Annotated in this window: 16 protein-coding genes; 12 read left to right on the top strand and 4 right to left on the bottom strand. The window is 47.9% G+C overall.

What is annotated here, in order from left to right; genetic code table 11:
• The first annotated feature begins 4 nt into the window (after nucleotides 1-4).
• From WH45_RS18975 to WH45_RS18930, 10 genes are all read left to right on the top strand, one after another.
• Complete coding sequence (locus WH45_RS18975) at nucleotides 5-724, top strand: hypothetical protein (RefSeq protein ID WP_046215990.1); 720 nt, start codon at nucleotides 5-7, stop codon at nucleotides 722-724.
• Complete coding sequence (locus tag WH45_RS18970) at nucleotides 712-1,542, top strand: CpaE/TadZ family protein (RefSeq protein WP_046215989.1); 831 nt, start codon at nucleotides 712-714, stop codon at nucleotides 1,540-1,542. The genes WH45_RS18975 and WH45_RS18970 overlap by 13 nt, the downstream gene beginning before the upstream one ends.
• A gap of 6 nt (nucleotides 1,543-1,548) precedes the next feature.
• Nucleotides 1,549-3,456 (top strand): ATPase, T2SS/T4P/T4SS family, encoded by a 1,908-nt coding sequence (locus WH45_RS18965; protein WP_046215988.1) that lies wholly within the window; start codon nucleotides 1,549-1,551, stop codon nucleotides 3,454-3,456.
• Complete coding sequence (locus tag WH45_RS18960) at nucleotides 3,443-5,530, top strand: hypothetical protein (protein ID WP_046215987.1); 2,088 nt, start codon at nucleotides 3,443-3,445, stop codon at nucleotides 5,528-5,530. The genes WH45_RS18965 and WH45_RS18960 overlap by 14 nt, the downstream gene beginning before the upstream one ends.
• A gap of 76 nt (nucleotides 5,531-5,606) precedes the next feature.
• A complete protein-coding gene (locus WH45_RS18955; protein ID WP_046215986.1) occupies nucleotides 5,607-6,089 on the top strand; it encodes an ATPase and permease components in 483 nt (160 codons plus the stop codon).
• 275 nt (nucleotides 6,090-6,364) lie between these two features.
• Complete coding sequence (locus WH45_RS18950; RefSeq protein ID WP_046215985.1) at nucleotides 6,365-6,751, top strand: hypothetical protein; 387 nt, start codon at nucleotides 6,365-6,367, stop codon at nucleotides 6,749-6,751.
• A gap of 12 nt (nucleotides 6,752-6,763) precedes the next feature.
• Complete coding sequence (locus WH45_RS18945) at nucleotides 6,764-7,309, top strand: hypothetical protein (protein ID WP_046215984.1); 546 nt, start codon at nucleotides 6,764-6,766, stop codon at nucleotides 7,307-7,309.
• On the top strand, nucleotides 7,296-8,279 hold the full coding sequence (locus tag WH45_RS18940; protein WP_046215983.1) for a hypothetical protein: 984 nt from the start codon (nucleotides 7,296-7,298) through the stop codon (nucleotides 8,277-8,279). Before WH45_RS18945 ends, WH45_RS18940 begins: the two co-directional genes overlap by 14 nt.
• A gap of 121 nt (nucleotides 8,280-8,400) precedes the next feature.
• The gene (locus tag WH45_RS18935) at nucleotides 8,401-9,369 is read left to right on the top strand and encodes a copper amine oxidase N-terminal domain-containing protein (protein ID WP_046215982.1); all 969 of its coding nucleotides are present in this window, start codon (nucleotides 8,401-8,403) and stop codon (nucleotides 9,367-9,369) included.
• 1 nt (nucleotide 9,370) lies between these two features.
• Nucleotides 9,371-12,778 carry a DUF5704 domain-containing protein gene (locus WH45_RS18930; RefSeq protein WP_046215981.1) on the top strand — a complete coding sequence of 1,136 codons (3,408 nt, stop codon included), beginning with the start codon at nucleotides 9,371-9,373 and terminating at the stop codon, nucleotides 12,776-12,778.
• A gap of 122 nt (nucleotides 12,779-12,900) precedes the next feature.
• Here WH45_RS18930 and WH45_RS18925 read toward each other — a convergent pair whose 3' ends face one another.
• The 4 genes from WH45_RS18925 to WH45_RS18910 form a co-directional block, all read right to left on the bottom strand.
• On the bottom strand, nucleotides 12,901-14,238 hold the full coding sequence (locus WH45_RS18925; RefSeq protein WP_082096956.1) for an anti-sigma factor: 1,338 nt from the start codon (nucleotides 14,236-14,238) through the stop codon (nucleotides 12,901-12,903).
• Nucleotides 14,228-14,734, bottom strand: coding sequence for a sigma-70 family RNA polymerase sigma factor (locus tag WH45_RS18920; RefSeq protein WP_046215979.1), 507 nt, complete (start codon nucleotides 14,732-14,734; stop codon nucleotides 14,228-14,230). Before WH45_RS18920 ends, WH45_RS18925 begins: the two co-directional genes overlap by 11 nt.
• A 248-nt stretch (nucleotides 14,735-14,982) precedes the next feature.
• On the bottom strand, nucleotides 14,983-16,239 hold the full coding sequence (locus tag WH45_RS18915; protein WP_046215978.1) for a stalk domain-containing protein: 1,257 nt from the start codon (nucleotides 16,237-16,239) through the stop codon (nucleotides 14,983-14,985).
• Between the two features lie 454 nt (nucleotides 16,240-16,693).
• Nucleotides 16,694-17,761 carry a permease gene (locus tag WH45_RS18910; protein ID WP_046215977.1) on the bottom strand — a complete coding sequence of 356 codons (1,068 nt, stop codon included), beginning with the start codon at nucleotides 17,759-17,761 and terminating at the stop codon, nucleotides 16,694-16,696.
• Nucleotides 17,762-18,018: 257 nt separating this feature from the next.
• Here WH45_RS18910 and selD point away from each other — a divergent pair, with 257 nt between their 5' ends.
• Nucleotides 18,019-19,071 (top strand): selenide, water dikinase SelD, encoded by a 1,053-nt coding sequence (gene selD, locus WH45_RS18905; RefSeq protein WP_046215976.1) that lies wholly within the window; start codon nucleotides 18,019-18,021, stop codon nucleotides 19,069-19,071.
• 124 nt (nucleotides 19,072-19,195) lie between these two features.
• Nucleotides 19,196-20,245, top strand: coding sequence for a tRNA 2-selenouridine(34) synthase MnmH (gene mnmH / locus WH45_RS18900; RefSeq protein ID WP_046215975.1), 1,050 nt, complete (start codon nucleotides 19,196-19,198; stop codon nucleotides 20,243-20,245).
• Nucleotides 20,246-20,578: the final 333 nt, after the last annotated feature.

The following is a 20,578-nucleotide window of genomic DNA, read 5'->3' as shown; positions in this document are numbered from 1 at the left end:
CTCCATGAATTACACCTTATTTCTCGGATCAACAGATATCAGCGATCTGCTGGTCTACCTGAGCAAATTTTTACAGACCGCCGGCAAGCGGGTGCTGCTGGTCGATGCCAGTGCCGAAGGATTTATCCGCTATAATACGCCGATTCTTCAGACGGGTACCGGTGTATCGGAGTACGACCAGTTTGATATCGGATATGAATTTACCAGCTTCCGGCATATGCAGGAGCAGGTGGAAAATGCCCAGGAGTATGATCATGCGATCGTACTCTGCTCCACGCCCGATTTTATCGGCGAAATGGATTGGGACCGTTTTGACCAGCGCTTTATCGCGATCTCGTCCGAACGGCGCTCACTGGAAAAAACGGTAGAGCTGCTGGAAGATATGTTCGCAGACAGAGCAGAGAATCTGCCGCGGATCGGATTTACCCGCGTGCTGTTCCAGCAGGTGGACAACGGCTTGGCGGAGGACTATCTGGAGCAGCTGCTGGACAGGCTGCCGATCCGGTTCGAAGAGCAGTCGTTCGCTGTACCGTTTGACGAGATGGATTATATGCAGAAGATTCTGAACCAGAACAGCAGCAGTATCAGCATCAAGCGCATTTCTAGGGAATTCCGTAATGTTATCCAGGAAATCGCCGGCAGTGTATCCCAGCTCAACCACAGTGAACTCAAGACCTATACCAAAAAAATGTCACGGAGGAATCAGCCGGTATGGGGAATGTAATAGCTTTCTGGAGTCCGCGTCACGGGCAGGCCGGTAACTCGTCGAATATGGTGGCTGCTGCGGCCGTACTGGCGATGGATTATGTGAGCCATACGCTTGCTGCCCATACCCATTATGGGATATCCATGGTCGAAAATGCCTTTCTACGAAACCAGCGTGCGACGGAGAATCGATCGGCGAGCTATTCTGCGCAGGGCATCGATTCCCTGGATACGCTGGCACGCTCCAAGCAGCTGACTCCATCGGTGATCAAGGATTATGCCGTGCCGGTGTTCAACGGCTCGCTCGATGTGCTGGCCGGTACGCAGAAGCCGGAAGAGGATTTATTTCTGAAAATGCATGAAGTGACCGGCTCGATCTGCCAGGCCGCACGAAGCGCCTACGATCTGACACTGATCGATGTGAACAGCGGCTGCCGTAATGTGCTGACCAACGCAGTGCTGGAATCGGCGGATATGGTAGTCGTCTCCCTGAGCCAGAATCTGTCGCTGCTGCGGGAATTTTTCGAGCATCCGCCCGCTTTTTTGGAAGGCAAAAAGTACATCATTGTGCTGGGACAATATGATGCCGGATCGAGGCTGACACTTGGCAATATCAGACGGCTGTTCCGAACCCGTATCCCGATCTTTGCCGTGCCGCATAACAGCAGTTATATGGATGCATGTAATGAACACAAGGTCGTCGAATTTTTCCTGAAACGAAAGCATATTAACGCGGTTCAGCCGGATTATGCATTCATGCAGGAGATTCGCAGACTGGCCCGTGGCATCTACGAGGGACTGGCTGTCGATCCCAATATGTATGCAAAGGAGGCGTAACACGCGGTGGATATCAGCCTCATTATTAACAGGGCCTGCATCGGTCTGATTGCACTCATTCTGATCGTACTCGCCTATTTCAAATTGACCTACAAAGGCGATGCCTCGGACAAAAAGAACAAGCAGAACAACAAATACACTCTGCCGGCGATCATTGAATATGTCAAAACAGCACTCCATGAGATGACCTCAGCTTCTCTTGATGATCTGGGACTGTCCGAGGAAGAATACAACCGGCGGCTCAACCAGCGGGCGACGCTGATCAAGTCGCTCAAGGACTGCACCCACGGCGATCTGAATGCCAAAAAGTTCGTTAAAGGCGTTATTTTTGACCTGCTGCTCAAAACGTATGAATTTACAGAAGAGAATATGAATAAGGTCATTCCGTTTAACAACAGCATGGATCTGAGCAGCCAGGAGAAGTTCGATATTATGCTTTATCAGTACAAGGAAATGTACGGACTGAATGGACTGTCCCGGCTGATCGAGGATCATCAGCTGGCCGAGCTCAAGCTGCAGCCGGATTCCCAGGGGTCGGGTTCGTATGTCATCACAGCCCGCGAGATTGATGATGTGTTCGAAGGATTTCGCAGCATTCTTTACTTTGAGGATAAACTGCAGCTTATCGTGCAGCGTGTCTACCAGACATTCAAAGGATTCAGTGTAGTGGATGAAGTACGGGATATGAAAATCGACGGCGTCAGCGGCGGTGTATCCGGCGTACCGGTCAGCCAAGTAGAGTATGACGATGATTTCTACGATTTTACTTCCCGGATCAATGAACAGCAGACACCGATGAGTCATGACAGCGTCTGGATTTTCTACCGGGGCAGATCGGTTCATCTGGAATTTCTGTCCTTTGGCACGGAGGCGGAGCTCAAGCGGGTCTGTCAGAACATTTACCGGTATAACAATCCCGGACAGTTGTCCGAGGCCAACGGATTCAAGGTCAATGAGATGAAGGATGGCTCACGGGTCGTCGTTGTCCGGCCGAGCTTCTCGGAATCGTGGGCGTTCTTCGTCCGCAAGTTTGATCCGGCTTCGGCGACACTGGATCAGCTGATCACCGACCGGATCGGCAATCATCATATCGTCAAATCGCTGCTCATGTATCTGATGAAAGGCGGCCGTATCGTAGCGGTGACCGGCGCGCAGGGTTCGGGGAAAACGACGCTGCTGATGGCACTTGTCGCCTATATCAACGAGACATTTACCCTGCGGATTCAGGAGATGTCGTTCGAACTGCATCTGCGCAAAATCTACAACAAACGCAACATCCTGACATTCAAGGAGACAGAGACAGTGACCGGCCAGGCGGGCCTCGATGTACAGAAAAAAACCGACGGAACCGTCAATATTCTCGGTGAGGTGGCGACCGATGAAGTGGCTGCCTGGATGATTCAGATGGCGCAGGTAGCCAGTCTGTTCACCATTTTCACGCACCATGCCAAGACGTTCAAGGATCTGGTCTATTCGCTGCGCAACTCGCTGCTCAAGCAGGGGATTTTCAATAACGAGAAGACTGCCGAGGAGCAGGTTGTGCGGGTGCTGAACTTTGATGTGCATTTGCGCCGCGATCCGGATGGCTCCCGTTATGTGGAGCGGATCACCGAATGCATCCTGATCGATCAGGAGCAGGACTATCCGGAGAGCTTTAAGTCAGCCAGTAAGATGGATGAACGATTCGTGGCGATGATGGAGAGCATGACCGAGTACTTCCAGCGTTCCACCAACCGCAAGGTAGGAGAGGGGCGGAATATTATCGAGTACCGCAATGGTGAGTATGTGGCTGTTCATCCGATTTCGGAGCGCAATCAGCAGGAAATGCTGGAGATGATGGAACCTGCCGATCAGCTGCATTTCCGGCAATTCATGGCAGAGAACTGGGGTGCAGCAGCCGTTGAATCTTACTAATATTCTTATTTATATCCTGATCCTGTCCGGGTTTGCCTTTGTCGTGCTGCTGGCGGTGCTGAAATATATCCAGCGCCGCAACCAGCAGAATGGTAATGCCGAAGTCTACCGGGCATACGCCGACTACATCGGCTCCGGCAAATCCAAGCGAACCAGGCGGTATAACGAGTTTCTGCAGGAATCGTACCATGCCTACATGCGGGTACCACTGCTCAGGCAGTACATCCTGCGCATACGCAAGCAGCTGCAGTCCATCCACTCGTATGACGAGTTCTCGATGCGCCGGGAGACGATGAAGATTGTCTTCTCGACGATTGGTATTGTTGCGGCCTTTATCCTGGCGCTGCTGTTCATGAACAAGGATATGACCTTTATGTTCATGATCGCATTGACTGCGCTGGTCATGAACGGGATGCTGATCGATACGTTTGTGAACCGGGTTGAGAATCGGCTGCTGTATCAGCTCAAGTCGGTTATGGATGACGTGCGGCACAGTTACCAGCAGCATGGCATGATCGAGGAGGCGCTGCATGATGCCTCGGAAGCTTCCGGTCACGAAGCCTCACTCCATGCCAAAAAGGTCCATGAGATTCTGATCTCGCCCGAACCGGAGAAGCTGCTGCAAAATTATTACCAGGCTGCGCCCAACCGGTTTCTCAAGGCATTTGCCGGTATCTCGTATCTGGTCAAGGAATTTGGCGACAAGGTCGTCGACGAGGGATCACTGTATCTCAGCAATATGAACAAGCTGACCAACGAGATCAATCTGGAACTGCTCAAGCGCACCAAGCTGGGCTATATGCTCAAAGGACTGACGATCATCTCGATTGCACCGATCCTGTTCACCAAGCCGATTGAGCTGTGGGCACAGAGCAATTTTCCGATTATGGAGCAGTTCTATAACAGCAAGTTTGGCTTTTTTTTCAAAATAATGATCTTCGCCGTTATCCTGCTCTCCTATGTGCTGCTCAAAAAGCTGCAGGATCAGCAGGAAGGCACTTACCAGGCTAAAGTACGCAAAATTCTATGGGAGCAGAAGCTGCTGGAATTTCGGATCGTCGAATGGATGGTGAACCGGTTTATGCCGCAAAAGCGAACGACAGCACGCTTTCGCATCCATACGCTGATCAAGGATGCCAATGCCGGCATTCCGCTGGACTGGCATTATCTGCACCGGCTGCTGCTGGCGACAGCGCTGTTCGGTACGATGCTGTTCTCTTTTGTCACCATGCATTCCATTACGGTAAATAATATTCTGCATGCACCTACCCAGAGTGCGACCATGTTCGGTGAATTATCCGCCGAGGATTTGCAGAAAGCCAAGGAGACGACAGCGCTGGATACACAGATTTTGCAGCAGCTGGAGGGGATCGGGCCGGAAGCAATGCAGGACCGCATTATGGAACTGGTGAATGAGGATGACAATATTGCCGCCAATAGCTCGTTATTTCTGACCACGGTAGATCGGATTGAAGCCAAGATGAACATGCTCCAGTCCGAATACTTCAAATGGTACGAGCTGGTGATTGCGATTATGGCAGGCTATATCGGCTACCTGATTCCGTACTGGATTTTATTGTTTCAGAAAAAAGTGCGGTATATCGATATGCAAAATGAGGTCGATCAGTTCCATACGATTATCGCGATGCTGTCCGAGATCGACCGCATCTCGGTCGATATTATTCTGGAATGGATGGAGCGGTTCTCCACCATTTTCCGGGAGCCTCTACATAAGGCTGTGCTCGATTTTGAGAGCGGGGCAGAACAGGCGCTGGAGCAGCTTAAGCAGGATGCGCCTTTTGTACCGCTGTCCCGGACGATCGACAAGCTGATTCTGTCCGTCGAACGTATTCCGATCCGGGAAGCATTTGACGATCTGGAGAATGAGCGCAATTACAATTTTGAGAAAAGAAAACAGGACTATGAGCGTATGATCGAGACCAAGTCGGAGTGGGGCCGGATCATCGGCTTTGCACCGATGACGGTACTGACGTTCATCTACCTGGTTCTGCCGTTTATCTACATGAGCTTCGAACAGATGAGTGCCTACTATGAACAGTTGAACCAGCTGTAAGGATCGCATTATCTTGATCCAATAACCAAATGGTAAAACACCAATAAAATGAAAATACCAACAAAGGAGATTACCCATGAATAACGCATCAGCTGCATTAAAAATAGCCGCAGGACTCTTCCTGACGATCGCCCTGATTACCATCGTTGTCGTTCTGTTCATCAGTGCCCAGGAGGCGACCAAGACGGCCCAGAACAATTTTTCCGGTATCCAGAAAGAGCTGGATCAGACGCAGTATGCCGTCTACGACAATACCAATATTTCCGGCAGCCAGGTCGTATCTTCGCTGCGCAAGTTCAAGGATCAGGGTTCCTTCGGTATTCAGGTCCTCACAGGCAAAAACCCGGCAGGTATCTGGTACTTCCATCAGGTGAACAATACCGCGTCGGTAGACAGTACGGACTATGGTTCGGTCAGCAAAGATACAGCATCAGGATCATTTTCAGATGCACTCGACCAGTCTTCCAACAACTATATCAACCCGACCGGAACATTCAAAAGCGAAGTGATCCGGGATAAAAGTAATGTGGTACGTGCGCTGGTGTTTAGGCAGAATTAAGCGTTCATAAGGGTTATTGGGATAAATGGGTAGAGAGGATTTAAAGTATCCCCTATCTATCTATCTATCGCCAGTTTTCGGATACACAGTGTTTCCAGATAGATAATGATTTTTTCCATAAGTACAAATAATTGATCCAGGCAGCACGGAGAAGTTTTCCATGACACGCAAACAAGTTATCTATGTCACGAATCAATACATCAGGCAATGTTATTACAAAGGCAGGGCAGGAAGAAGAATCTATCCTGCCTTTACCACAAAGGATATGATCATGTATGAATATAGGCGAACATGCCCGCTCGGCTCTATGGCTGGGGGTCAGCTTTCTGATCTTTATCGCTTCGCTCAGTGGAGCTTATGCGCTGTTCCAGACATCAGCGCGCATCAATGAACAGACCTATCATCTGACCGCATCGTCAGACCGCAATATTCATTCCACTTTGAAAATTGAAAACAAATACACCTGCACCGGAGCCGAAGTTCGTCAGACGATTCACCAGATTAACAGTCTGCAGGTGGATATCGAGGTGAATGGCACCCTGTATCCCAAAGATCTCGACACGGATGAAGTGGATGTATCCTCAATAGATTTGAACCAAAAATATACCCCTGCATACATCCGAAATACCGGAGGCCAGCTGGTCATGCTGAGGTTCACATAAGGGAGTATGGCAATGAGCAATCCATTGATCAAAATATTCGCAGCCTTTATCGCGGTTCTGCTGATGGGCATCTGGCCGATCTATACGGCATTCAGCAGCCAGGACAGCAACTCACAGATTATTGTGCTGAATACGGTAACCCGGTTCGTGGACAGTGTACGTGACAAAGGCTATATTACGCCAAAAATGTTTCAGGAATTCGAAGATCAGCTGTATCTGACCGGCAATACGTACGATATCCAGATGGAGCATCTGCACAAACGGTACGATCCGGTATACAATGACGATGGCACATTCCAGAATGATTTCAAGGTCAATTACGAGGGATATTACAACACCCAGATCAATGCCAGACTGTTCCCGCATGGCAGCGATAATCCGGATGATCCGGCAAGAGTGTACAAGCTGAACAGCGGTGACTTTTTTAATGTGCAGGTCAAAAACACCAACCGTACCATGGCTACGCTGATGAGTGATTTTCTGTTCAATGCCGTACAGGCGCCGAACGAGAAGATCGTTATTCCGTACGGGGGGATGGTACTGAATGAAGATTACTAGCTTTGCCGTCGTGCTGGTGCTGATTCTGCTGTTTATTTTCGTGCGGAACCATATCGATCTGGAAGATAACCGGATCAATATGCTGCTGCAGACGAGATATAACCGGGCGATCGATACCGCTGCCCAGGATGCCGCCCAGGCGCTGATCACCAACGTTAGCCAGCCGCTGGAATCCCAGTACCAATCCGCCAAAAATGTACGGATCAACAAGGAACAGGCAGCGGATACTTTTTTCAAAACGATGTACATGAATTTTAATGTGACCGACGACCCGACAGGCCAGTACGTGCTGAACAGTTATATCCCAGCACTGGTTGTTGTTGGTTATGACGGCTACTATATGTACCAGTTTGAAGAGTACCGCAATGCACGGGGAGAGACGGAGTTCCGCCATGTATGGAGTCCCAAAAAGCCGTATGTGTACAAGGATGCGCACAATAATACATACAGCTTCACCCTGGATGACTATGTCACGATTCAGAGAGCGGCTGACGAGCGGTGGATACAGGGATTCCGCGGGGAGATCGCAGAAGAGGCTGATATTCCTTTGCTAAAAGATACCCCAGCCTTTGACGCTGCTCGCCGCACCACGATCGTCAACGCGATCCAGAATGATCTGGAACGGAGCATTAATCAGTATAATGTCACTTCCAAAAGGTATGGCACCTCGTATACTTTTACCGTGCCATATATCTCGCAAGAGGATTGGAATAATACGATCAATGATGCCGGTGTGCTGGCTTTTGTACAGGGAATTCCGCTGGGAAGTCAGTATTACAACAACTATGCGCTGGGCGGCGCGCGTATTGTGAAGAAAGAGACGTTCCAAGGAATTAATGTGGATGGTCGAAGATACTATTTTTCGTCTAAATCCTGCAAATCAGAATATAGTCCTGAAGAAGTTTTCACTTCAGCAAAAGAAGTAGCTCAAAAAGGATATATTCCTCTTCGCTGCGGTATTGGTAATTAACTAACTGTTGCCGATAAAAAGGTATGTGAAAATTCGCGCGATTTTCCATTTGAGCATAGTATATGTTCATAAGCTACATACTTGGTAGTGAACGTACAAACCCAACTTAGGAGGAGTAACAATGCAAACCAATTTTATTAGAAAAACAGTTCTGGCAGTTCTGGCTTCATCTTTCATTTTGAGTACTATTCCGCAGTATCCAGCTCAGGCTGCTACCGGTACGAAACAGGTAGAAGTACTTTTAAATGCTCGTAAAATGGCATTTCCGGATGCAAAGCCTTTCCAGGATGAGAACAGTGCAGTCATGGTACCGATTCGTTTTGTATCCGAAAAGTTGGGTGCAAAGGTGGGGTATGAACGAGTTGACGGAAAACAAAATATCACACTGAAAACAGATAAGCACAGCGTTACCATGACTGTAGGTTCGTCGACAGCTACTGTTGACGGTACAAGCAAGACTTATGATAGTAAGATTATTGTGAAGCAGCAGCGTACTTATGTGCCATTGCGCTTGGTGAGTGAAGGGCTTGGACAAGAGGTGAATTGGGATCAGATCAGCAGATGGGTATGGATTGGTAGCAAAAAACCGCCAACCGTAGAGGAGCTGGGATTGCCTAAAACTTCAATTGATCCATACAAGTCATTTTTTTCTAACAATCCTGCATTGATGTCAAATAGTTATGATCAGCCTTACAAGTATGCTGTCAAAATTAAGACTTCTAATTTCCCCCTATTAATGGCGGGTTATATTTATGGAATTGACCTTTATACTTTTCATGACGATAGTGCATACAATGGATTAAGTTATATACGCGTAAGATCCAGTGGCAATATCTCTCCTAATTTATATTTATTGACCAATAAGGGGGATGTACGCTACAGATATAAGAGAAATGAATTAACGCAAAAAAATAATGATGGTACCGTTTATAGTTATTATGGCGTTTATGCTAATAGTGATGAAATTTTTGAAAAAATTAAGGATAAAAAACAATTATCAATTCAGGATGTTAAATATATTGGATTCGATAGCTCTTTTGAGCAAGATGATGTTTCACTTATACTGATGGACAATCCGTGGAGAAAATAAAATGTTTATCAAAAATAAACGCTATTGGGCATATACAATTCTTATTATATTTATATTTAATATTTTGCTTTCAACGGATATTGGCTTTTTAAAAGCTAATGCAGCAGATGTATCTACTCCACTTCATTACTATAAAGATACATCCGAAAATACGACAGAAGCCAACTATCGGTATTTTGTTGGGATGATGTATTATGATATGTGGTATGGGTCTAGTTGGGTTGATAAGAAGGCTCCATATCGAGGTGATGATGGAATAGCTCAACAAGATTATCAATTCACTTTTCCTAATCGTACAATAAAAAGTATAGCAGTAAGTCTGTATAAACGTACTCCAGAAAATGCTATCTATTTTGAAGCATCGAGAACAGAAAAATCTGAAGATGGAAGAGGGATTTGGCCCAGTTACAGTAGAGCAATGTCAACTGGAACAGAAGAGAGCGAGCTTACCTATACTAAAAGCGGTATTGGAACGGATACTGCAACAATTCCTGTTAAGGTAAATATTAACTTAGATGCTGATCGCGCAGAAGATATAACTGATACTTGTACAATAAACTGTAGTCCTACAACAATTGGAGCTCGAATCTACATTCCAGTCCTATTCAAAATAGAACTCGACTCCAAACTAAGCGTCTACTACAAAACCAAAGACGGTAAATCCCTCAACGCTATCTTCCCTCCTCGGGAGGAAGAAATGAAGCCGGGAACCGAATATGAATTTACAGCACCAACAAATGAAAAGTACAAATACATCGGCTACAAAAAAACAACAGATGGAACAGACCCATCGAAGCAACCAGCTATAACAGAAGGGGAACCTCCAAAATTCAAGTATAACGGATCTTTTGAAGAATACAGGGCATACCAGTATTACGACATTGTCGAAGGGTGTAAGCCGGGGCAAACCAGTGCGGATAATCCGGATTGCGAAGATCCTGAACTTCCTTCGGAAGGGAAAGGTGACTGTACATTCACCATACTGCCTCCAACACAAGCACAAGAGCGTTCCAAAGCAGTAATGAATCCCGAAGCAGCCGGACATATTCTTGGTGATGATGCAGCGAATGGACGTCATTTTGATGCAACCCGAGGTATCCCTACGAGTGAGAACCTGTATGCAAATGCATGGGGTTACAATTACTTGTTCAGCCATAAGTTTGGAGAAATGAAAGGAAAAGTCGAATACAAGTGCCAGGTAAAAGTAAAATACAGCCTCAAGTGGAAAGAAAAAAATAATAAAGGGGATTGGAAAAACAAATCAGCCAATGCGACCAAAACGTACAATTTTGGCTTTACCCGTGATTACTCTTATTGGCAAATTAATCAATTAGCCGCTTATGGCATTCACCAGGCGAAAATGAATAACTATGCGCTCCCAAATGGAAGTGTAACGATCTCTGCAGCTGGCTATACACCGCCTGCAATCGAAAAAGAAGATAGTATGGATGTAAATGATCATGTACGTCCGGATGAAACGGGTGCTATTAATTACCATCCTGGCGTCATTGATGGTGGCAAGTCAGGCAAACCTTCGGTTCCTAATGACGAGAGTAAGCTCAAAGGCATGGCTGAAAGCAAAACAGATGATCCGCAAGTTCGTAATGATGAGATCCAGTTCACTTTTAAAAATAAAGAAACCGAAGTGATGAATGGAGAATGGACGAAAAAGACAACGGTTGAACCCAAAGAAATTCCAGCACCTGCTAAAATTCGTTCCTACAAGGACTCAACCGAGAAGGTCCTGCTCAAAGGTTCACAGCTGATTAGTCCCAAACTGACCAATAAAGCTAATACACCAGCAACCGGAACTATTTTTTATACAATGATTGATGAAAATGTGAATGGGGATGGGGACCAGAACTTTCCGATTACAGGCATTAACAATGTCACTGTCTATACACCGGTTGTAAACTATTCATCCATATCCGATGATAAGCTACATAATCAAAAAACGGTGCCGGATTCAGCCAGGATGGCTTTGATTTTGGATCGTCCTTTTACTGTCCGCATTCCTACAAGCGGCCAACATCAAAGCCAATCATCTTATCCCGGCTATGGTAAAAGAGACTTTGCCAAGTATTTCAAAACCAAGCAAGTCCTCTTCCCGTTTGATGTTTACAGCAAGGACAGGAATACATTCTATCCCAAAAATACTTGGATCGATGTGCCGGTGAATCAGCTGGATACGGTATTCCATTTACCGGTGTGGGTGGATGAAGGTAATTACACTGTAGCCTTCCGTAACATTGCTGAAAATGCTCCCGGCAGCTTCACTGCAGAACAAGATGCCAACTTTGATCTGAAAAATCATGTGGCCAAGGATACCGTTGATGTAGAAGTGATCGGAAGAATATATGATTTCCACGTTACCGATATAGCGGATTTTAACTGGGAAAAAGTGTTCCGGACTACGAAAGGGAGCAGCTCGTCTACGGGGAAATCGTACTGGGTAGGTCCCAATGAGATGGATGGAGAACTCCGTGGCAATAATTCTCCCTATGTACTGCCTGTTATGCGTGGAAGTAACCCACTCCCAGGATTCAAGAACGTAACGGTTAAAACCGGATATCATTTTAAATTCGATTTGAAAACAAAAGGGAATATGTTTGGAGACAAAGATGCTATTCGTATCACTCCAACTTTCTATTATCAAGATAAAAATGCGTCGACCCAGCCGGAGCGAGTGCCCGTAGATTTATACTATCACTCGGACCATAAGAAATTCATCAAAATAGGCTCCGCTTCTGATGTGGAACGGCGTGATGTAACGTTAAACCAGCGCCTTCGTAATGTCCCCGCCGCAGCTATCAAAAATACAGCTGCATCGATCTATGACTTGTCGGAGGGCTGGATGATTACAAAAGAACAGTACATCGCTAATTTTATCAAACGTTCCAATAAGTCGACCTATACGGGCGGTTATGATATCCAGATCCTAACTTCGCCTTTGCGGACGTTTATTAATACGTTTGAACGGCCGGAAAATGCTTCTGCATCGGCTGCCAGAGTCAATGCGAGTGTACAGCAATGGTATGGTGAATACAGCTTGCCTGCTAATGTGTATGCCGTACCCAAAGGAACTAATCTGGCCGAATACGGACGTTCGCATGTACTTGATGAGAAATCGCCCATTTTCTTGAAAAATGGTTTTATCGTAGTGAATTTCGATCTGGAATCTGTAGTCAACGGAGATACCGCTCATCCCCATCTGCAGTATATTCATACTCCAGCAGGCTATAACAACCAGTGGTGGGATATGGAAGGTTATGATCATACGGATGGAAGCCGCGATCATATCGTTAACGATCCTTATCAGGTGAGTTATCTTGTGAAGGATGGCGATGTTATTTTTTATGATACGGATCTATCTTCCTATGATGATTTTTCTGCTTACGGCACACATTAAAATATCATAATACAATGAATTGAATTTTGTTAGAGAATTGAACCATATACAAAAAGAAGCACCGTCAAACTCTTGTTTGCAGTGCTTCTTTTGGTATGTGCTGCTTATTCACTTCAGTCATTCTAATCTTCCCAATTCCACAACCGTACTTCCCCCAATTCAATACGATGGGCAAATGCTTCATTTTTGAGCTTCAATACTTCCTTGGTAGGACCGGTCACTGCCATGCCATAGATCTGCACGCCGTTTTGCTCAATATAACGGGTAATCCGGTCAAAATCGTAAAAGGGAGCTGGCGCGCGCAGGATTCCTTTGTAAGGCTGGATCAAGTGCAGTGTGTCGAGGAAGTTTTTATTCCGTATATCCCCACTGCCGTAGTCCTGCACTGTCGGATAGCTGTAGCTGGAACTGCTGGTGCGGCTGAACCAGCCGATCTTTTCTTCGCTGTGATGAAGCAGCGTCTGATCCGAATCATGCCAGAGCGGCTCGTACGGGAACCCGATCACATTACTCAACATGGAAGATCCCGATTCGTTCATATCACTATCGGTTCCTGGACGTACAGCCAGCCAGAGCGGCTTCATATTCCTGCCCTTGAACAGCTGCAGCGCCTGGTCTGTGCTGTAGTATTTATCAAAGCTGATAAAGGCTTCAACTACCGTACCCTCCGGCAAATGTCCGAGACGCTCCCATGCCGCTGCGCTGTCATTGGAGACATCCGAACCTGGCGGCTGAAAAGACATCCTAGACGGAGTGCTTTCTGTCAGCCAATCGGTATTGTACGTACGTGCGAAGTTAAACGTGATATCTACAGAGTAGTCTGCGATTTTGACTTGGCTGCTGCCGATCTGTTTCTCCATTGCACCTTTGATATGTAGGCCGGTTGGGTCAACATTGGCACCGGCGCTATCCAGGGACACATTCGGCTGAGTCACGGCAATAGCGGAACGAATCACGTCCCGGTAAGTATCGAGACGACCATTTTCTCCAATGCCGTAATAAATAATATTAAAGATCGAACATACGAAAATAAAAGCGAAAAATGCTCCAATCACAATCCCCGCAGTGCCCGAGCGCGAACGCCATTTGCTGCGCCGCATGATCCGCCGTACTTTTTTCTGATCCATCCGTTCATCGGTATAGAGCTGACCATACCGTCGCATAAAGGCTGGCTTCAGTTTCGGGAAAGCAGCACTTGCAGAATGATCCTTATCCGGCTGCTGCGCATGGTTCCCATTCAGCGGCTCATCCTGATTCACCGGTCGCTCGGTGGAATGTTGTTCATCCAAGTCCGTCTGTTCACCCATGTACTGCTGTTCGTCCCGATCCAGCTGTTCACCGACGTACTGCTGGTACTGTTCCAGCTTATTCAGTTCCTGCTCGACCTCGGCACGCTGCTCATCGGATAATTTGCCGTCATAATAATCCTGCAGCTTCTGTCTAAAAGGGTCACTCATCATGATCACCGCCTTTGTGAATATCGCGTAATCGCTGCCGTCCGCGAAACAGCAGCACTTTGAAATAGGAGAGCGATATATCCATAATCGCTGAAGATTCCTGATAGGAGAACTGGTGAAAGTCATACAGAAGAACAGCCTGCTTTTGCATAAGAGGCAGTTGATCCAGCTGATCGACGATCTGCTCCATTTGCTCCTGTTGAATCAATTGGTTGTCTGGCGCAGTCTGCGGATCGGTCATTTGATTGAAAAAGGCTGGTTCCTGCACCTGCTGCCGCTTTCGTTTGCGCTGGTCGTCGATAAAGGCATGATAGGCTGCCCGGAACAGCCATGGTTTTACCTTTTCGTCGTTATACACTTCCAGATACAGGTAAGCCCGGTAAAAGGTCTCCTGCATCAGGTCTTCCGCCGTATGATGATTGCGGCTTAATGAATACAGATACCGGTAGATGTCATGTGTGTACTGCCTGTATAATTCATCCAGATGTTTGGACACCATAACCTCCTTTCACTGTAACCACGTGTGAAACTGGAAAATGTTACATATTTGGCATGGGAATTATAAATACGCCGAAATGAAGTACGGAGCTAAAAAGAAATAAAATGCAGAACTAAAAAGCAATATGTAATACAGCCCTGGACCGGAATATATAAAAAAGGACGGTAAAATCTCACCGTCCTAATATCCTGTATCTTTTCTTGGCATCCGTATCCATGGTACAAGCCGCATGTGATCCATATAATACGTTACTTGTTAAATTCCACCGACTGATGCATCGCATCCATGGCATTCTGGCCAATGATGCCGAGGCGCCAGATGGCGATGCCTTTCAGGTCGTAGCGCTTGGCGAGACCGATCTTGCTGTTCACCGAGCTGGCATCTTCGCTGCTCAGCGAGATGCCGAGGATCAGCTTGTCTTTATTCACCTGCTTCAGTGCCAGCTGGATCGCATTGTCCACTTTAGCGATCGGCTCGGGGCTCTTTTTGTCGGTATAATCGTATGCCATAATAATCAGATCATCTGCCAGCATACCGAGCGTTTTGTAATCGTAGCCGGTATAGGAGCTGTTCAGCGGGTGCAGTGCCAGCGTCAGCTTGAGTCCCTGCTGATGGGCTTTGGTGGCGATATTTTTGACAAAGGCGTTGTAGTCGGTTCGGGCTTTGGCTTTGTCGCCGCTCCAGCCGAGTCCTTCAAAGTCCAGCACGATGCCTTTGAATCCTTTGCTGGTCGCGGTATCGATGATCGATTGGATTGTCTGGTTTTGCAGCGTTTTATTCTCCAGGTTCTTGGTCAGTTCGCCATGGCCGTCTACCGAATAGACCATCAGGTAAGGAGAAGTTCCCTGTGCGGCAGTATTCTGTATAATCGATTCCGGTGTATCGCTGCCGGAAGCCTGGGGCCATTTGAACTCCGTATTGGAAGTGGAGAAGTTGCCTTCGGTCGTAATGCGGCTCCAGCCGTAAGCTACCGTGTCAAAATCCGGTACCATCGCGCGCTCGTCATACGAGGAGATCGCGTAGAATCCCAGCGTATACAGATCTTGTGCCGGCGAAGTGATCGAGACGGTTCGAGTAGAGGCGTTCCATTTCACATCCGCCCCGAACTGCTGGCTGAAAAAGCTCAGCGGGATCATGGTGTTGTTGTTGATCGTCTGCGGTGCTACCGCTAAAGTGACTTTTTGACCATCTACCATGGCTGTTTTGCTGTTCATGGTGAGTACGACTTTCTTATTGCCATTCGTACCGGGAGCAGTAGCAGTAATCGTCCTGGAGGATTGATTCCAGCTGACCGGGATGCCGAGCGCTTCGGCAATCGCCCGGAAAGGGACCATCGTCGTGCCGCTGATCATCGTCGGTGCAACTGGAAACGGCAGATTGTAACCGTCCAGTGTAATGCTTACCTGGCTGTTCGCTGCGTGGGTCACCGGGCTTAGCGAAGTGCTGCTCCAGATACCGGTGCACAGCATACTGCTGCATAATGCTACTTTAAGTATGTTTTTCATGGGGTTGCTCCTGTTCTATTCAAGTATGAAGCTATATCCTGACCATTACGAAATAGAGAAATAGCAAAGTAGAGAAGTAAGGAAATAGGGAAGTTGCGATTCGTCAGTTACATATATCCATCGTCAGCCTGGGAGCAGTGGTGGACTGCTCTCTATCCGTGGTCAGGAGAAATAAACAACGCTATACTATTATACTAAAATATGGATGATTTGTTACTCACAGCCGAATGATATTTTTGTCATTAAGTATATATTCGACTATCCACCTCTATTTATGAAAATAGACACCAAAAAGCCTGCTTCAGCGATACACCGAAGCAGGCTCTTTTCCAAGATCCATTGCTCATTACCATACGAGATCACATTACTCATTGCCACACAAGACAATACCAATCATTTCCACGCAAAATAACATCATGAGCTATTATCCAGTTATCCGATCAAACACCAGCCATTACAGTACCCACATACCGACGAGTCCACACAGAATACCGAGCACAACGACCGATCCGGCGACAAACAGCATGACCTTGAGCGGGAACGAACGAGCGATCATCAGCATCGACGGCAGGCTGATCGCAGGCAGGGTCAGCATGAGTGCTGCTGCCGGACCTACCCCCATACCGAGGCTCATAAAGGACTGGATAATCGGAATCTCTGCCGCTGTCGGAATGACGAACAGCATCCCGGCAAGCGCGAATCCGGCGATCACGAGCAGGCTGTTGCCTGTCGAGATATCCATCGTCGGGAACAGCCACACCCGTGCTGCACCAAGCAGCAGAACGAAAATAATATACGCCGGCACAATGCCGATCAGCATATTCAGAATACTTTTGCCCCAGCGTACCATCAGCGGCTGCTCGGGTGCAGGTGGTGGCGTCACATTGGGATCATCCATCTTCATTTCATCCGGCAGCTTCTCGGCCGGTACGAACCGGTTCGCCAGATAACTGACACCAAAGACGAGAATAAGACCGAACACGAGACGCAGCAGCGTGAATTTCCACGACAGTACAAACGTCATAAAGACCAGTGTCGCCGGATTAAGAGTCGGATTACCGATCCAGAACGCCAGACTGGCGCCTACGGAAGCCTGTTTCTTGCGCATACCGACCGCGATCGGTGCTGCGCAGCAGCTGCACATCATCCCTGGCAGTGAAGCGACGCCCGCCAGTGCGGTACTGCGGAAGTCCGCTTTGCCGAGCACACGCAGCAGCCACTGGGCAGGCAGCATTACCTGCAGCAGCGAACCGAGCAGAATACCGAAAACGGCTGCTTTCCATACCGCTTTAAAATAAACGACTGCATAACCCCAGGCCGCTTCCCAGGATGGCGATCCTCCGGCAGCATCTCCCAGAATGGAAGCTCCGATAGAATGATCGGCTGCTGCTTTGAATGCTTTATGGTAATAGGGCCACCACTTCACATACATTAGCCCTGCAACGACAATAACCAAAAAGGCAACGACCAGCCAGATGACTTTCTTGTTCGGCTGACGTAAGCCTGTATCCGTTGTGTGCATATTGTTCCTCCTGAATAAAATATCAAACCAACTAACCTATCCATCCAAGTGAGCCGCAAGAGCAGATCACAGGTGTAAATTATAGCATAAATATATAAGCGGAAACGTACGCTGCATCGAATAATTTGCCGGGCTAGTGGTATAATTAATAAAGTGCTGTTCTAAAACCATATTAACAGGGAGGCAGGAGGCATTAGGTACTTCTGCAGCCTTCCATAGATACTGTACAAACCCCATACCGGAAAGGAACGATATATATGTCATCAACCGATGCAATCAAATTAACTTCTCTCTCTTCCAAAGGCGGCTGCGGCTGCAAAATTGGTCCTGCCGATCTGGCGCAGGTACTGCGCAATCTGCCGCAGGCGATTCCCAATCCGAATCTGCTCGTCGGACTGGATACGAGCGATGATGCAGGTGTATACCGTCTGACCGATGATCTGGCGATTGTCCAGACGCTGGACTTTTTCACCCCGATCGTGGATGATCCGTACTCCTTTGGCCAGGTCGCTGCAGCAAATGCGATCAGCGATATCTACGCCATGGGCGGCAAACCGCTGACTGCGCTGAATATCGTCGCATTCCCGATCCATACGCTCGACAAGCAGATCCTGACCGATATTCTGCGCGGCGCCGGTGACAAGATGGCCGAAGCCGGTGTGACTCTCGTCGGTGGTCACTCTATCGATGACAAGGAGCCCAAGTTCGGCCTTGCGGTAACCGGAACCGTGCATCCGGATCGCGTGCGTACCAATGCAGGTGCCAAGCCGGGCGATCAGCTGATCCTGACCAAACCGATCGGCGTAGGCATTCTGACCACATCCGTCAAAAAAGACCAGCTGAGCGAAGCGGAAGTGGCGCGCGTCACCCAGGTGATGAGCACGCTGAACAAGACTGCTGCCGAGACGATGGATGCGTATGAAGTGCATGCCTGCACCGATGTGACCGGATTCGGTCTGCTCGGTCATGCTTCCGAAATGGCCAAAGGCAGCGGCACAGGCATCGTGATTCATCAGCATCAGGTTCCTATGCTGCCGCGTGTACGTGAACTGGCAGAAAGCGGGTTTGTACCGGGTGGTACCAAAAATAACTATGCCCATCTGGAAGGGGATGTTACTTTCCCGGCGGAGATGGATCAGATTGACCAGTGGATTCTGTGCGATGCCGTGACTTCCGGCGGACTGCTGATTGCGGTCGCCGAACACGATGCTGCCCAGCTGCTGAGCGATCTGCTGGCTGCAGGTGTCGAAGCGGCACATATCGGTGAAGTGACTGCCGATCATCCGGGTCATATCCGGGTACAGGTATAATTTGTTAGGCAAGTAAGGGTATTTGAATTCAAAATGCACATCCTGCTCAAGGAATGTACGCTTCATACGTGAGGCGGGCACTCCTTTGGCGGGTGTGATTTCATAACTTAAGGAGCGGATGGTTTTGTTTCAGGATATCACCATAGAAGAACTGCTGAAGAAACGGGCCAGCGGCGAGATTACGACGATCGATGTGCGTTCGCCGTCGGAATACCGGAATGCTACCATTCCGGGCAGCCTGAATATTCCTTTATTTGATGATGAGGAACGTGCAGAAGTTGGTACGATCTACAAGCAGGTCGGTACCGAACAGGCCAAGAAGCGCGGTCTGGAGATCGCTTCAGCCAAACTGCCTGATTTTATCGCCAGTTTCCAGCAGATTGAAGGTCCAAAGGCAGTCTTTTGCTGGCGCGGCGGCATGCGCAGCAAGACAACAGCGACTGTCCTGTCATTGATGGGTGTACAGACGTACCGGCTGTCCGGCGGTGTACGTGCCTATCGGCAGTGGATCGTGGAGGAACTGGGTCAGCTGCAGCTGAACACACCGGCATTTGTACTGAACGGGCATACCGGCAACGGCAAGACACTTATGCTGGAAAAGCTGCAGCAGCAGGGTTATCCGGTCATTGATCTGGAAGCCATGGCCGGTCATCGTGGATCTGTATTTGGCGGTATTGGTCTGCAGGTGAACAATCAGAAAGCTTTTGATTCCCTGCTGATTGAGCGGCTGAACGAGATCGGAAAGGCTCCCTATATTCTGTTCGAAGCCGAGAGCCGGCGTATCGGCAAAGTCGAAGTCCCTGCCTTTTTGCTGGACAAAAAGGAACAGGGTACCCATCTGTGGGTAGAACTGCCGATGACGGAGCGTGTGCGTCATATTATGGAAGATTATCGCCCGGCGGAGCACAAGGAAGAATGCCTGTCCGCCTTCGAGCGCATCAAGGCGCATATTCACCAGCCAATCGGCGTACAGATCGAAGAAGCACTGCATGCCGATCAGTATGAGCAGGCGATTGCGCTGCTGCTGGAATATTATTATGATCCCAAATATCAGTACTCTGCCGATAAAATGAAAAATGCCCAGCGCATTATCATTCAGGCGCAGAATGTGGATGAAGCGGTAGAGAAAATCAAGGCCTGTCTGGCGGAAGTATCCATTCCTCAGCAGAGTTAACCTGTAAATAAAAGCTGTCCTCCGGCAGCAGAGCAGAATCGCCCATCAGGGTGACCCACTCTCCATACTGCCGGGTGACAGCTTTTTTATGAATTAGTTTGCGGATTATAAATGGGATCTAAGGCCATATTCGTTCGGTCTGACTTCACTGGCCTGACAGTAAAATATAATGAATTCAATCCAAGAAAAGGAAGATGTAATTCGCGAATTGAATAATTGAGTTATTTGTATTATCTTAATGAATATAGAGAAACAGTAGGTAAAATACGGATACAATAAGCCGCAGTAAGGGTGAAATGTCCATACAAAATGGACAATGCCAAGCAGGGAATC

This window comes from Paenibacillus wulumuqiensis (assembly GCF_000971965.1).
GTDB classification, from domain to species: Bacteria; Bacillota; Bacilli; order Paenibacillales; family Paenibacillaceae; genus Saccharibacillus; species Saccharibacillus wulumuqiensis.
This window is presented reverse-complemented; position numbering and strand designations above follow the sequence as displayed.

Excerpts from the sequence above, each read along its gene's own strand:
- WH45_RS18975 (WP_046215990.1), top strand. The coding sequence starts at position 5 with ATGAATTACACCTTATTTCTCGGATCAACAGATATCAGCGATCTGCTG.
- WH45_RS18970 (WP_046215989.1), top strand. The coding sequence starts at position 712 with ATGGGGAATGTAATAGCTTTCTGGAGTCCGCGTCACGGGCAGGCCGGT.
- WH45_RS18955 (WP_046215986.1), top strand. The coding sequence starts at position 5,607 with ATGAATAACGCATCAGCTGCATTAAAAATAGCCGCAGGACTCTTCCTG.
- WH45_RS18950 (WP_046215985.1), top strand. The coding sequence starts at position 6,365 with ATGAATATAGGCGAACATGCCCGCTCGGCTCTATGGCTGGGGGTCAGC.
- WH45_RS18945 (WP_046215984.1), top strand. The coding sequence starts at position 6,764 with ATGAGCAATCCATTGATCAAAATATTCGCAGCCTTTATCGCGGTTCTG.
- WH45_RS18940 (WP_046215983.1), top strand. The coding sequence starts at position 7,296 with ATGAAGATTACTAGCTTTGCCGTCGTGCTGGTGCTGATTCTGCTGTTT.
- WH45_RS18935 (WP_046215982.1), top strand. The coding sequence starts at position 8,401 with ATGCAAACCAATTTTATTAGAAAAACAGTTCTGGCAGTTCTGGCTTCA.
- WH45_RS18930 (WP_046215981.1), top strand. The coding sequence starts at position 9,371 with ATGTTTATCAAAAATAAACGCTATTGGGCATATACAATTCTTATTATA.
- WH45_RS18925 (WP_082096956.1), bottom strand. The coding sequence starts at position 14,238 with ATGATGAGTGACCCTTTTAGACAGAAGCTGCAGGATTATTATGACGGC.
- WH45_RS18920 (WP_046215979.1), bottom strand. The coding sequence starts at position 14,734 with ATGGTGTCCAAACATCTGGATGAATTATACAGGCAGTACACACATGAC.
- WH45_RS18915 (WP_046215978.1), bottom strand. The coding sequence starts at position 16,239 with ATGAAAAACATACTTAAAGTAGCATTATGCAGCAGTATGCTGTGCACC.
- WH45_RS18910 (WP_046215977.1), bottom strand. The coding sequence starts at position 17,761 with ATGCACACAACGGATACAGGCTTACGTCAGCCGAACAAGAAAGTCATC.
- selD (WP_046215976.1), top strand. The coding sequence starts at position 18,019 with ATGTCATCAACCGATGCAATCAAATTAACTTCTCTCTCTTCCAAAGGC.